We start from the raw sequence: 12,908 nt of genomic DNA, 5'->3' as shown, positions 1-12,908 counted from the left end.
CGTCCCCTTCGTCGGTTCCTGCGGAAGGCCGCGCTGGATCCTGTCGTCACACTGCCGTCGGCGGACGGGAATGTGACGACAGAGCCTAAAATGCCACGTTGAAGATGACCCCGGACAGCGCTCCGCCGATCAGCGGCCCCACCACCGGGATCCACGAGTAACTCCAGTCCGACGTGCCCTTGTTGGGGATCGGCAGGATGGCGTGGGCGATGCGCGGGCCCAGGTCACGGGCCGGGTTGATGGCATACCCCGTCGGACCGCCGAGCGACAGCCCGATGCCGACCACCAGGAACGAGACGATCAGGATGGCGGTGCCGGACTGGCCGAGCCCCTCGGTGAGCCCGAAGGCCAGGATCGGCAGGACCAGCCCGACGGTCGCGATGATCTCCGTGATGAGGTTCGCCACGGGATGGCGGATCTCGGGCGCGGTGGAGAAGATCCCGAGCGTCGGCTGCGCGATCTCGTCCTGGGCGTTGGCCTGGAACTGCGCGAAGTAGACCAGCCAGCACAGCACCGCGCCGAGGAACGCGCCGACCATCTGCCCGGCGATGTAGATGTGGACCTGGTCCCAGTCCCCGGTGTCGATCGCGATGCCGATCGTCACCGCCGGGTTGAGGTGCCCGCCGGACAGCGGCGCGGCGGTGTACGCGCCGGCCATGACGCCGAAGCCCCAGCCGAAAGCGATGACGATCCAGCCGGCGTCCTTCGCCTTGGAGTAGTTGAGTACGACACCGGCGACCACTCCGGCGCCGAAGAGGATCAGAATCGCTGTGCCGATGACCTCACCGACGAAGACATCTCCATTGCTCATGGCGGCTCCTAGGGCCAAGCCCGGGGCGATCCGCCCCGGTCCACCGTGCAGGGTGCGTTCCCATGGCTACTTCAGCCGAGGGCAGGGAGATCCCGCGCCCCGCCCGGCGTCCGTGACGAGCGTGCCTTGGCAGTCGAATCGCCCGTGGGGGATGGCCCGTTGACGCGGGCAAGGGCCCGCGTGGCGCAATGCCTGAATACGCCGGAATGCGACGACGCCGACTGACACCGGAAGTGTTCACCGGCACTGTGGGAGCGTCAAGGTCGCGGGCGACAACGGTTCACGCCCCCCGCTTTCGGCCAACCGGTGGTCGCCCGATGACCAGTTCCCCGCACGCGTCGACGACGCCCCGACCCGCGCCGGATCCCGTGGCCCGGCAACAGCCCGCCACCTCACCTGACGGCGATCACGGACGACCCGTGCCCGAACAGCCCCTGGTTCGCGGTGACTCCAACCCGGGCCCCCGCGACCTGCCGGTCGCCCGCCGTCCCCCGCAACTGCCAGGTGAGCTCGCAGACCTGGGCGATGGCCTGCGCGGGAACAGCCTCCCCGAAGGAGGACAGCCCGCCGCTGACGTTGACGGGTATGCGTCCGCCGGGCGCTGTCGTGCCCTCCCGCAGGAGCTTGGCCGCCTCGCCCTCGCCGCACAGCCCCAGGTCCTCGTACCACTGCAGCTCCAGGGCTGTGGACAGGTCGTAGACCTCGGCGAGCGAGAGGTCCTCCGGGCCGATCCCCGCCTCCTCGTACGCCGCCCGTGCGATCGACGTGCGGAACGTGTCGGCCGCCGGCTCCACCGCGACCGCCGAGTCCGTCGCGATGTCGGGCAGGTCGAGCACGGTGTTGGGATAGCGCGGGGTCACCGTGGACACCGCGCGGATCCGCACCGGTTCCGCGGCCCCGTGCCGACGAGCGAACTCCATGCTGGACAGCACCATCGCCGCCGCGCCGTCCGAGGTCGCGCAGATGTCGAGCAGCCGCAGCGGATCGGCGACCACGGCCGACGCGGCGACCTCCTCGGCCGTGACCCGTTTGCGGTAGCGCGCGTTCGGATTCAGCGCCCCCATGGCCGAGTTCTTCACCTTGACCTGCGCGAAGTCCTCCAGGGTGTCTCCGTGGACCGCCATCCGCCGCCGCGCGTACAGCCCGAAGTACGTCGGATTCGTCGCCCCGAGGACACGGAACCGCAGCCAGTCCGGATCGTCGGGTCTGTCCCCGCCCGGAGGCCGGAAGAACCCCTTCGGTGCCGCGTCCGCGCCCACCACGAGCACCACGTCCGCGAGACCCGAAAGGATCTGCGCCCGGGCCGTGTTGACGGCCTGCGCCCCAGAGGCGCACGCGGCGTACACACTCGCCACCCGGGCACCCTGCCAGCCCAGCGCCTTGGCGAACGTCGCCCCCGCCACGTACCCGGGATAACCGCCACGCACCGTGTCCGCGCCGACGATCGAGCCGACCTCCCGCCAGTCGAGGCCCGCGTCGGACAGTGCCGCGCGCGCCGCCGTCGTCCCGTACCCGACGAATCCGCGCCCCCACTTGCCCCAGGGGTGCATGCCCACGCCGAGCACCGCCACATCGCCCGTCATGCCGGCACCCCCGTCGGTCGCCAGTGCCAGGTCGTCCAGGTCGTCTCAGCGTCCTCGTTGAGCACGCCCGGGACGACCTCCACCTCCATGCCCACCGCCAGATCGGCGACACCGACCCCGGGAACCGTCTGTCCGAGCACCACGAGGCGCTCCAACGACAGTTCCACAGCGATCAACGCGTAGGGCTGCCAGTCCAGTTCCGGTTCGGACACATACGGTGACGGCGGCCGGTACCGGCTGTCCGTGTAGGACCAGACGCGGCCGCGTTTCGACAGCGGCACCTCCTCCAGATCGACGCCCGGGCAACCCGGATTGCGGCAGAAGGCGTCTTCCCGGGGGAAGAACACGGACGCGCAGGCCGAGCAGCGCGTGCCGAGGAGCCGGAAATCGTCCCCCTCGCCGGTGAACCAGCCGGTGACCACGGGTGTGCGAGTACGCGACAAGGTCCCTCCACGGCGCTGGATCTGACGGAACGTCAGAAGTCTGCCACGGGCGACACCGATTGGGCAGTGGCCCGGAGTGCGCCGCCGAGAACCGCCGGGGCCTCCTGGGCGTCCGACCATCGGTAGGGACGGCCGGGGCCCACGGGGGTGGTTCCGGCCGTCCCTCGCCGCCAAGTCGCGCATATCGCCCGCCCAGGGGCCCGCTCCGGGCGGCTGATCGGGCCCGGGTTGTATCCGATCACTTCCCTCGGGGAACCCGCGCCTGATAGACGCATGCATCATGAGACGACTCACCACAGCGGTACGCGGTCTCGTGACCGCGTTCGCCGCCCTGCTCGCCGTTGCCTCCGGCAACGCCACCGCGAGCGCGACAGCCGGACCGAAGGCCCCCGACGACTTCGTGGCCCTCGCGTCCGTGGACCCCACGATCATCGAGGAGATCCGCTACTTCACCCCGCACAACTTCGTGGGTGAGCGCATCGACGGCTACCGGCAACCGCTCTGCATCCTCACCAGGCCCGCAGCCGAGGCTCTCCACGCGGCGCAGCAGCAACTGCTGCCCCAGGGCTACTCCCTGAAGGTCTACGACTGCTACCGGCCCCAGCGCGCCGTCGACCACTTCGTCCGCTGGGCCGAGGACCTCGACGACCAGACCATGAAGGGCGAGTTCTACCCCGAGGTCGACAAGACCCGCCTGTTCGAGGACGGTTACATCGCCGAGAAGTCCGGCCACAGTCGGGGCTCCACCATGGATCTCACGCTCGTGAAGGTCCCGGCGAAACCGACCCGTCCGTACGTTCCCGGAGAGCCCCTCGTGCCCTGCTTCGCGCCCCAGGGCGAGCGGTTCCCGGACAACTCGTTGGACATGGGCACGGGGTATGACTGCTTCGACACCCTGTCGCACACGCTCGACCCGCGCGTGCAGGGGCAGCAGCGCGCCAACAGGCTGCTCCTGAAGGACACCCTCGAAGACCTCGGTCTCGTGAACCTCGCCGAGGAGTGGTGGCACTTCACCTACAAGCCGGAGGCCTACCCCGACACGTACTTCGACTTCCCGGTGTCGGCGAAATCCCTCGTCGCGCCCCACTGAGGTCCTGCAGAGGGCCTGTTGAGAGCCTCTTGAGGTCTTACTGAGGCAGTCAGCCAAAACGACCATGTGATCATCGGATACAGTCCCGGGCGTGTCTCCATCCCAGATCCCGCCCGCCAACTCCGCGCCGGGCACCCACTGTTCAAGCTGCGGCGCACCCTACGGAGAAGGCGTCTCCGGCTGGCCCCGTGCCTGCATCTCCTGCGGCGGCGTGGCCTACCGCAACCCGTTGCCGGTCGCGGTGGCCATGCAGCCCGTGTACGACACCAAGGGCGCGGCCCTGGTCGTCGTCACCCGCACCATCGCCCCCGCGCGCGGGGGTGTCGCTCTGCCCGGAGGGTTCATCGACCACAGGGAGGACTGGCGGCAGGCCGTCGTCCGTGAACTCAAGGAGGAGACGGGCATCGTCGCGGCGAGCCGCGACGTACGGCTCGTCGAGGCGCTGAGCTCACCCGACGGGCACCTGCTGCTCTTCGGAGCCCTCCCGGAGCGTCCCGTGACCGACCTGCCGCCGTCCGTCGCGACGGACGAGACCGAGGGCTGGCACCTGCTGCGCAGAGCGACCGAACTCGCCTTTCCGCTGCACACCCTGGCGGCCCGGATGTGGTTCGAGGGCCGGTACATCTGAGGGGCCCGCCGGCCCTGCCGGGGAGGTATGCCGGCAGGACCGAAGCCGACGGGCCTCTCGCAGGTGCCGAGGAACCCTTCGGCACTCGGCCATCAGGTCTCCAGCCCCCGCACCCGGACGGGAACGGACGGCTCGTCCGGGCCGTCGTCCCCGTCCCGCTCCACGACCACGCGCTTCCCCTGCCGACGCGTCACATAGCGTTCGATCTCCGGCTCCTCCCAGCCGTTCCCGGAGTCGGTGACCACCAGCCCGCCCCCGGTCCGTCCGGGGGCGGGCGCCCACACCTCCAGCTCCACAGAGCCGTCGTCACCGCGAACGGGCAGGACGGCGCCCGCCCGGACCAGCACCGGAATCCGCGACAAAGGGGCGTCTACCACCACCCGGCCGGGCCCGTCGTACGCCTCCTCCGTCAGCACGTCGTACCAGCGGCCCCGCGGCAGCTGCACGGCACGCCGATCCGTGCCCGGATCCAGCACAGGAGCCACCAGAAGACAGTCACCGAGCAGGAAGGCGTCCTCGCAGTCGCGCAACGCCCTGTCCTCCGGTGCACCCCACCACAGCGGCCGCACATACGGCGCCCCCGTACGCCGTGCCAGATGTGCCAGCGTCATGAAGTACGGCAGCAGCCGCCGCCGCTCGACGAGTGCCACGCGCGCGTGCTCCAGGACCTCGGCACCGAACTCCCAGGGCTCCCTGCGACCCGCTCGCAGGCTCGCGTGGGTACGGAACAACGGCAGATACGCGCCCAGCTGGAACCACCGGAGATACAGCTCGGGGGAGGGGCTCCCGTCGAAGCCGCCCACGTCGGGCCCCGAGTACGGCACTCCGCACAGACCGAGCCCCATCACCAGGGACAGCGACGCCCGCACACCGGGCCACCCCGTGGCCACATTCCCGGACCAGGCCCCTCCGTAGCGCTGCATCCCCGCCCAGCCGGAACGCGAGAACAGGAACGGCCGCTCCTGGGGTGCCAGTTCGCACAGCCCCTCATAGGCCGCCCGGGCCATGGTGAGCGCGTACACGTTGTGCGCCTCGCGATGGTCGCCGCCGAAACCCTCCAGATCGTGCCGCGCCGAACGAGGCAGCGTGGACTCGCCGAAGGCGGTCAAGGACACGGGTTCGTTCATGCCGTGCCAGAAGCCGGCGAAACCCTGCGAGAGCCGCTCCTCGTAGAGCCCGCCCCACCATCGGCGCGTACGCGCGCGCGTGAAGTCCGGATGGACCACCTCGCCCCGCCGGGCCACACCGCGCACCACTTCTCCGGCGGAGGTCCGCACGAAGGCGTCCTCGGCGTTCCCGCTGTCGTACACGGCGTTTCCGGGCTCGGCCCCGACCGCCGGATCCACGACCGACACCAGCCGGACCCCGTCCCGGCGCAGCTCCTCCGCGAGCACCGGCAGTTTGGCGAAGCGGTCCCGGTCGACCGTGAACACCCGGTGCGCGTCGAAGTGGTCGATGTCCAGATGCACGGCGTCCAGCGGCAGCCCGTGCTCGTGGTAGCCGCCCACGATCCGCCGCACCTCCTGCTCGCTCCCGAAGCCCCACCGCGCGTGATGGTGCCCCAGAGCCCAGGCCGGTGGCAGTGCGGCGGCGCCGGTCAGGGACGCCCAGGTCTGCAGCACGCGCGCGGGAGTGCCCACCATCACCCAGCAGCGCAGGGGCCCACCGTCCATGCGCAGTTCGCTCGCCCCGGCCCGGTCGTGCCCCGACCCGGCGCCCTCCTCACCCTCGCGCAAGATCACGGAGCCGTCCCAGGAGTTGTCGTGGAACACGAGATGCGTGGCCGCGTCGGCCACCACCATCTGCACCGGCATGGTGAGGTACAGCGGATCGTCATTGGGCCCGAAGGCATGCCCGGGATCGGTGTTCCACAGCCGGTACGTCCCGTCGCGCAGCCGGGGCCCCGAAGCACGCCCGCCGAGGCCGAAGAAACGCGCGTCCGCGGCCACTTCGGACCGCTGCCTCCAGCGGCCCGCTCCACCACCGGCCGGCTCCCACCATCGCGGCGGCATATCACGCCGCAGGCTCACCCCGCCCGGCGTGAGCACCTCCACAGCGCCGTGCCGGGAGACGACCACAGTCATCCGCTCCGACACCACCCGCCAGGCACCGTCCTTGTCTGGCTCGAGGAGGGCCCGGGGGTCCGGTTCGGGAGCGGCGTCCGCGAGCGCATACGAAGGCCCGGGCCCTGCCCCGTCCCAGCCCCAGAAGACAGCCCCGCCGGCTGTGACGGTGATCCGCAGCTCCGACCGGGTGAAGCGGACGACGCCGCCGCCGGGCGCGGGCTCCATGGACAGCACAGGACCGGGAGTCCGCGCACGTTCGGCGCCGCGCGCCGGCAGCCCCGCGGCGTCGGTACGCCGCCTGCGCCACGCGGCCCGCACGGTGAGCAAGCCCTGGGCCGCCCCCGCCGAACCGACCGTCTTCATCGAACGCACCAGGTCACGACCGTTCATGCTGCTCAGCCTGCCACCCGAATGGGCCTACGAGTGAGTCGTTCAACTTCCGTTCACCCATGGCAGGACCACATGTTCACGAGCCGGACTATGTGGGGCCCACCCTGGTGTCAAAGTCGATCACATGGCATCGTCCGTCTCAGCCGCGTGACGCGCACACCCCAGCTCGTGCGCGGTACACGCACACGACGCGCGCAGTCCGGGAGCCGCCCCATGACCTCATCGAATCCCACGCCGCTCTGGCAGCCCGACCGGGAACACATCGCCCAGGCACAGATCACCCGATTCCAGGCCTGGGCCGCCGAGCACCACGGAGCCCCCGCCGAGGGCGGCTACGCCGGGCTGCACCGCTGGTCCGTGGACGAACTGGACACGTTCTGGAAAGCCGTCACGGAGTTTTTCGACGTACGGTTCTCCACCCCCTACGCGCGCGTGCTGGGCGACCGCTCGATGCCGGGGGCCCAGTGGTTCCCCGGAGCCACCCTCAACTACGCCGAGCACGCCCTGCGAGCGGCCGACACCCGGACGGACGAACCGGCTCTCCTGTACGTCGACGAGACCCACGAGCCCCGTCCCGTCAGCTGGTCCGAACTACGCCGCCAGGTCGGCTCCCTGGCCGCCGAACTCCGTGCCCTCGGCGTACGCCCGGGGGACCGGGTCAGCGGATACCTCCCGAACATCCCGCAGGCCGTGGCCGCTCTCCTCGCCACCGCCGCCGTCGGCGCGGTATGGACGTCCTGCGCCCCGGACTTCGGCGCCCGCAGCGTCCTCGACCGCTTCCAGCAGGTCGAACCCGTCGTCCTCTTCACGGTCGACGGCTACCGCTACGGAGGCAAGGAGCACGACCGCCGGGGCACCGTCGCGGAACTGCGCCGCGAACTGCCCACCCTGCGCGCCGTCGTGCACATCCCGCTGCTCGGCACCGAGCCCCCCGAAGGCGCCCTGGAATGGTCCGCCCTCACCTCGTCCGACGTGGCCCCCCTCTACGAAGAGGTGCCTTTCGACCACCCCCTCTGGGTGCTCTACTCCTCCGGCACCACCGGCCTGCCCAAAGCCATCGTCCAGTCCCAGGGCGGCATCCTCGTCGAGCACCTCAAGCAACTCGGCCTGCACTGCGACCTGGGTCCCGAGGACCGCTTCTTCTGGTACACGTCCACCGGCTGGATGATGTGGAACTTCCTCGTCTCCGGCCTCCTGACGGGCACCACGATCGTTCTGTACGACGGCAGCCCCGGCTATCCGGACACCGGCGCCCAGTGGCGCATCGCCGAACGTACCGGCGCCACCCTGTACGGCACCTCGGCGGCGTACGTCATGGCCTGCCGCAAGGCGGACGTCCACCCCTCCCGCGACTTCGATCTCTCCCGGGTCAAGTGCGTCGCGACCACGGGCTCGCCCCTGCCGCCCGACGGATTCCGCTGGCTGCACGACGAGGTGCGCGACGAACTGTGGATCGCCTCCGTCAGCGGGGGCACCGACGTGTGCTCCTGCTTCGCGGGCGCGGTCCCCACCCTCCCCGTCCACATCGGCGAACTCCAGGCCCCCGGCCTCGGCACCGACCTCCAGTCCTGGGATCCGAGCGGCAAACCCCTCACCGACGAGGTCGGCGAGCTCGTCGTCACCAACCCCATGCCGTCCATGCCGATCCGCTTCTGGAACGACCCCGACGGCAGCCGCTACCACGACAGCTACTTCGACACGTACCCCGGAGTGTGGCGCCACGGCGACTGGATCACCGTCACCTCGCGTGGCTCCGTCGTCATCCACGGCCGCTCGGACTCCACCCTCAACCGCCAGGGCGTACGCATGGGGTCGGCAGACATCTACGAGGCGGTCGAACGCCTGCCGGAGATCCGCGAGTCCCTCGTCATCGGCATCGAACAGCCCGACGGCGGCTACTGGATGCCGCTCTTCGTCCACCTCGCTCCAGGGGCCGTACTCGACGAGGCCCTCCTCGGCCGCATCAAACAGACCATCCGGGAACAGCTCTCACCGCGCCACATCCCCGACGAGGTCATCGAAGTCCCCGGCGTGCCGCACACCTTGACCGGCAAACGCATCGAGGTCCCGGTCAAACGCCTCCTGCAGGGCACACCCCTCGAAAAGGCGGTCAACCCCGGCTCCGTCGACAACCTCGACCTGCTCCGCTTCTACGAGGAACTGGCCCGCTCCCGCGCCTGACCCCCGTCGACGGTGCAGGCCGAGAGGCGTTGTCAGTGCCGCCGGTTACGGTGAGTGAGCATTGATCACCGCGCACAGGGGGAAAGATGGCGCACACCCAGCACCAGACCATGCGACGCGTCCTGCGCCGCGAAATCGCCGGAACCATCGGCCTGTTGACCGACGAGCAGGACTTCACCGCGATGCGGCGGCGTTACCGCACCTTCGCCTTCGACAACCACGCGAGCTACCTCCAGCAGATGGAGAACCTCCTCCGCACCCTCGCATCCCAGGGCGGCCACACCACTGTGGCGCTCTTCGACCCCGAGGAGTACGCGGAGTTCTGCGCCGAGAACGGCGTGAACCCCGACTGCGCGTCCAGCCGCACCCGTTTCACGGCGGAGCTCGCCGCGACCGGCGCGACCGTCCCCTATGAGGGCCAGGCCCTCAACGCCCTCGTCCCCCACCTCATCGACGAAGCCGTCCGCCAGGCCACCTGGGAGTACGCGACCACGCTTCTGTCCCGCCTCGGCAATTGCGCGTCCTGCGGCGAGGACATCGGCCGAGCGGCCTTCCTGCGCGCCTCGGATCTGCTCGTCCGCATCATCGAGACGTCGGGCGACGGTGAGCGGCACCTCGTGTGCAGTGTCTCCACCGAGCCGGAGACACTCGTCGCCGTCCTGCGCACCGAAGGCGACCAGCACGGAACACCGCACCTCGACGAGGCCGAGGCCCTCGAATTCACCACCGTCCTCGCCCTCGGCATCGCCACCCGAAGCGCCGGGGGCCTCGTCATGCGCACGAGTACGGGCCACGCGACCGACCGGGTCTACGGCTGGCGCCTGCGAGGCGGGGGACTGGAACCCCTCACTGCCGCAGAAGTCTTCGACGCCTACTGCACAGACGTCGAATCCGGCGACCTCGTCTCCCCTGAATCGGGCGTCGACTACTGCGCGCCACCGGACCTCGGCGGTGACGGGCATACGACCGCACACAGGCACTGAACACACGAGGGGCGCCGCACCCTGCGGTGCGGCGCCCCTCGATCACAGCCGCTCAGCGCCGATGGCGCGCGGCACGACGACTACTCGCCGGACAGCACCGCCTGAGCCGCCGTGCGCGCCTCTTCGGCGCTGTCGCAGGCACGCGCGGCAGCCGCGGCCCGCTCGCACTGCGCCAGCGTGTACTTGGCCAACGTCGCACGGACGTAGGGAATCGACGCCGCACCCATGGAAAGAGAGGTGACCCCCAGACCGGTCAGCACACATGCGAGAAGCGGGTCCGAAGCGGCCTCGCCGCAGACGCCGCAGCTCTTGCCCTCGGCCTCGGCCGCCTCGGCGGACATCGAGACCAGGTCGAGCAGCGCGGGCTGCCACGGGTCCTGGAGCCTGGACACCGCGCCCACCTGACGGTCGGCGGCAAAGGTGTACTGCGCGAGGTCGTTGGTCCCCAGCGACAGGAACTCGACCTCCTGCAGGATCGAGCGCGCCCGCAGGGAGGCCGACGGGATCTCGACCATGGCACCGAACTTCGCCCGCAGGCCCGCTGCACGGCACGCGTCGGCGAACGCCTTGGCGTCCGCACGGTCCGCGACCATCGGAGCCATGACCTCGAGGTAGACGGGCAGACCCTCGGAGGCCTTCGACAGTGCCGTCAGCTGCGTACGCAGCACGTCGGGGTGGTCGAGCAGCGCCCGCAGACCACGGACACCCAGCGCCGGGTTCGGCTCGTCGGCCGGTGTCAGGAAGTCGAGCGGTTTGTCGGCGCCCGCGTCGAGCACGCGCACCACGACCCGCCCCTCGGGGAAGGCCTCAAGCACCTTGCGGTACGCCTCGACCTGCTTCTCCTCGGACGGCGCGTTCTTGCTGTCGTCGAGGAAGAGGAACTCGGTGCGGAACAGGCCCACGCCCTCGGCACCCGCCTCGACCGCCGCCGGAACGTCCGCCGGACCACCGATGTTCGCCAGCAGCGGGACCTTGTGCCCGTCGGCAGTCGCACCGGGCCCGGTCGACGCGGCGAGCGCAGCCTTGCGCGCGGCCGCCGCGGCCTCCAACTCGGCCTTCTTCTCCGCACTCGGGTTCACGAAGATCTCACCGGTGCTGCCGTTCACGGCGACCATCGTGCCCTCGGCCAGCTCACCGGCGCCCGGCAGCGCCACCACGGCCGGCACACCGAGAGCCCGCGCCAGGATCGCGCTGTGACTCGTCGGCCCGCCCTCCTCGGTCACAAAGCCGAGGACGAGCGCCGGGTCCAGCAACGCCGTGTCGGCCGGCGCCAGGTCACGAGCGATGAGGACGTACGGCTCGTCGCTGTCGGGGACACCGGGCATCGGAACACCGAGCAGCCGGGCGACGATGCGGTTCCGCACGTCGTCGAGGTCCGCCACACGGCCCGCGAGGTACTCACCGGCATTGGCCAGGAGAGCGCGGTACGCGGCGAACGCGTCGTACACCCCGCGCTCCGCCGTGCTTCCGACCGCGATACGCCGATCGACGTCGGCCATGAGCTCCGGGTCCTGAGCCATCATGGCCTGGGCCTCCAGAACCTCCTGGGCCTCGCCGCCCGCCAGGTTGCCGCGCGCCATCAGGTCGGCCGCCACGGCTTCCACGGCCTTGCGGGCGCGCCCCTGTTCGCGCTCCGCGTCCTGCGCCGGTATCTGCTTGGCCGGCGGCTCCAGCACCGCTGTTCCCATGTGCCGAACCTCGCCGATCGCCACACCGTGGCTCACGCCGACGCCTCGCAGCGTTGTCTCCATGTCACCCGTCTCCGATAGGGCGGCGGGCCTGCCGCCGTGAAGTTGTGCCGTACCTGCCGTCGCGGACGGCGATGAAGTCAGTTCCAGCTGAAGAGAGCGTCGCCAGCCTTCACTTCGCCGTCAACGCTGACGTCGGAGAGGGACTCAGCGGTGGCCTCCAGTGCCACGATGGGACAGACGGGCGACTTCCCGGCCGCTTCGACCGCGGCCGGGTCCCAGCGCACCACGGCCTGCCCACGCTGCACGGTGTCACCCTTGTTGACGAGCAACTCGAAACCCTCGCCGTTGAGCTGAACGGTGTCGATGCCCAGGTGCGTCAGTACTCCATGACCTTCGTCGTCGACCACGACGAAGGCGTGCGGGTGGAGGGAGACGACGACGCCGTTGATGGGCGCCACGGCTTCGGATGCCTCCCGAACGGGGTCGATCGCGGTACCGGGGCCCACCATGGCTCCGGAGAAGACCGGGTCGGGTACGGCTGCGAGTCCGATGGTGCGTCCTGCAAGAGGGGACGTCACGGTGGTCATGGGAAGCCTCCCGGGGGCGGGGATTCAATATGGGCCGTCACTGCCTGTCCCGGACGGCGCACTGTTGAGCAGCGTAAGTCATAAGAAGTGACGGTTCCCCGCCAGAGGACCCGGTTGGCGGTCCTCGTGCACAGCGCAATCGATTTGCGCACGCTCCGGAGCCCGCTGTAGAGTCGTACACCTGCTTGGGGCGGAGTGATGCGACTGTGCGTCCTCGCCTGGCAGCACTCAACTTGTCAGATCCTATTCTCAGGGCCTGGTTCCGCATGTTCGCGGAGCGGTGGTCAGAGAGACGGAAATTCACTGATAGAGTTTGGGAACACGAAGGGAAGCGCCCGGAGGAAAGCCCGAGAGGGTGATTACAAAGGAAGCGTCCGTTCCTTGAGAACTCAACAGCGTGCCAAAAATCAACGCCAGATATGTTGATACCCCGTCCATCACATTGTGGTGGGTGG

The 12,908-nt window shown here is 70.0% G+C and carries 10 protein-coding genes; 4 read left to right on the top strand and 6 right to left on the bottom strand.

Annotated features, from left to right (window positions below):
- Nucleotides 1–85: 85 nt before the first annotated feature.
- The 3 genes from AB0D14_RS30150 to AB0D14_RS30140 form a co-directional block, all read right to left on the bottom strand.
- A complete protein-coding gene (locus AB0D14_RS30150) occupies nucleotides 86–811 on the bottom strand; it encodes an MIP/aquaporin family protein (RefSeq protein WP_362785375.1) in 726 nt (241 codons plus the stop codon).
- 392 nt (nucleotides 812–1,203) lie between these two features.
- Complete coding sequence (locus AB0D14_RS30145) at nucleotides 1,204–2,394, bottom strand: lipid-transfer protein (protein WP_362785373.1); 1,191 nt, start codon at nucleotides 2,392–2,394, stop codon at nucleotides 1,204–1,206.
- A complete protein-coding gene (locus tag AB0D14_RS30140) occupies nucleotides 2,391–2,816 on the bottom strand; it encodes a zinc ribbon domain-containing protein (protein ID WP_362785591.1) in 426 nt (141 codons plus the stop codon). Before AB0D14_RS30140 ends, AB0D14_RS30145 begins: the two co-directional genes overlap by 4 nt.
- 301 nt (nucleotides 2,817–3,117) lie before the next feature.
- Here AB0D14_RS30140 and AB0D14_RS30135 point away from each other — a divergent pair, with 301 nt between their 5' ends.
- Together AB0D14_RS30135 and AB0D14_RS30130 are read left to right on the top strand one after the other, a co-directional pair.
- On the top strand, nucleotides 3,118–3,927 hold the full coding sequence (locus AB0D14_RS30135) for a M15 family metallopeptidase (RefSeq protein ID WP_362785371.1): 810 nt from the start codon (nucleotides 3,118–3,120) through the stop codon (nucleotides 3,925–3,927).
- Nucleotides 3,928–4,018: 91 nt separating this feature from the next.
- The gene (locus AB0D14_RS30130; protein ID WP_362785368.1) at nucleotides 4,019–4,555 is read left to right on the top strand and encodes an NUDIX domain-containing protein; all 537 of its coding nucleotides are present in this window, start codon (nucleotides 4,019–4,021) and stop codon (nucleotides 4,553–4,555) included.
- Between the two features lie 92 nt (nucleotides 4,556–4,647).
- On the opposite strand, the gene AB0D14_RS30125 is transcribed toward AB0D14_RS30130, so the two are convergent.
- Nucleotides 4,648–7,011 (bottom strand): glycoside hydrolase family 31 protein, encoded by a 2,364-nt coding sequence (locus AB0D14_RS30125; RefSeq protein ID WP_362785366.1) that lies wholly within the window; start codon nucleotides 7,009–7,011, stop codon nucleotides 4,648–4,650.
- Nucleotides 7,012–7,224: 213 nt separating this feature from the next.
- On the opposite strand from AB0D14_RS30125, the gene AB0D14_RS30120 reads away from it, so the two are divergent.
- Both AB0D14_RS30120 and AB0D14_RS30115 read left to right on the top strand, forming a co-directional pair.
- Nucleotides 7,225–9,192: an acetoacetate--CoA ligase gene (locus tag AB0D14_RS30120; RefSeq protein ID WP_362785363.1), complete on the top strand. Its 1,968-nt coding sequence runs from the start codon at nucleotides 7,225–7,227 to the stop codon at nucleotides 9,190–9,192.
- 86 nt (nucleotides 9,193–9,278) lie between these two features.
- Nucleotides 9,279–10,175, top strand: coding sequence for a hypothetical protein (locus tag AB0D14_RS30115; RefSeq protein WP_362785360.1), 897 nt, complete (start codon nucleotides 9,279–9,281; stop codon nucleotides 10,173–10,175).
- Between the two features lie 80 nt (nucleotides 10,176–10,255).
- On the opposite strand, the gene ptsP is transcribed toward AB0D14_RS30115, so the two are convergent.
- Together ptsP and AB0D14_RS30105 are read right to left on the bottom strand one after the other, a co-directional pair.
- Nucleotides 10,256–11,926, bottom strand: a complete 1,671-nt coding sequence (ptsP, locus tag AB0D14_RS30110; protein ID WP_362785358.1) for a phosphoenolpyruvate--protein phosphotransferase — start codon at nucleotides 11,924–11,926, stop codon at nucleotides 10,256–10,258.
- A gap of 77 nt (nucleotides 11,927–12,003) precedes the next feature.
- Nucleotides 12,004–12,453 carry a PTS glucose transporter subunit IIA gene (locus tag AB0D14_RS30105; RefSeq protein WP_362785356.1) on the bottom strand — a complete coding sequence of 150 codons (450 nt, stop codon included), beginning with the start codon at nucleotides 12,451–12,453 and terminating at the stop codon, nucleotides 12,004–12,006.
- Nucleotides 12,454–12,908: the final 455 nt, after the last annotated feature.

The organism is Streptomyces sp. NPDC048484 (genome assembly GCF_040651415.1).
Taxonomy (GTDB): Bacteria; Actinomycetota; Actinomycetes; order Streptomycetales; family Streptomycetaceae; genus Streptomyces.
This window is presented reverse-complemented; position numbering and strand designations above follow the sequence as displayed.

What these genes read in the sequence shown, in the direction of transcription:
- AB0D14_RS30115 (WP_362785360.1), top strand. Translation starts at nt 9,279, where the DNA reads ATGGCGCACACCCAGCACCAGACCATGCGACGCGTCCTGCGCCGCGAA.
- ptsP (WP_362785358.1), bottom strand. Translation starts at nt 11,926, where the DNA reads ATGGAGACAACGCTGCGAGGCGTCGGCGTGAGCCACGGTGTGGCGATC.
- AB0D14_RS30145 (WP_362785373.1), bottom strand. Translation starts at nt 2,394, where the DNA reads ATGACGGGCGATGTGGCGGTGCTCGGCGTGGGCATGCACCCCTGGGGC.
- AB0D14_RS30125 (WP_362785366.1), bottom strand. Translation starts at nt 7,011, where the DNA reads ATGAACGGTCGTGACCTGGTGCGTTCGATGAAGACGGTCGGTTCGGCG.
- AB0D14_RS30120 (WP_362785363.1), top strand. Translation starts at nt 7,225, where the DNA reads ATGACCTCATCGAATCCCACGCCGCTCTGGCAGCCCGACCGGGAACAC.
- AB0D14_RS30105 (WP_362785356.1), bottom strand. Translation starts at nt 12,453, where the DNA reads ATGACCACCGTGACGTCCCCTCTTGCAGGACGCACCATCGGACTCGCA.
- AB0D14_RS30150 (WP_362785375.1), bottom strand. Translation starts at nt 811, where the DNA reads ATGAGCAATGGAGATGTCTTCGTCGGTGAGGTCATCGGCACAGCGATT.
- AB0D14_RS30135 (WP_362785371.1), top strand. Translation starts at nt 3,118, where the DNA reads ATGAGACGACTCACCACAGCGGTACGCGGTCTCGTGACCGCGTTCGCC.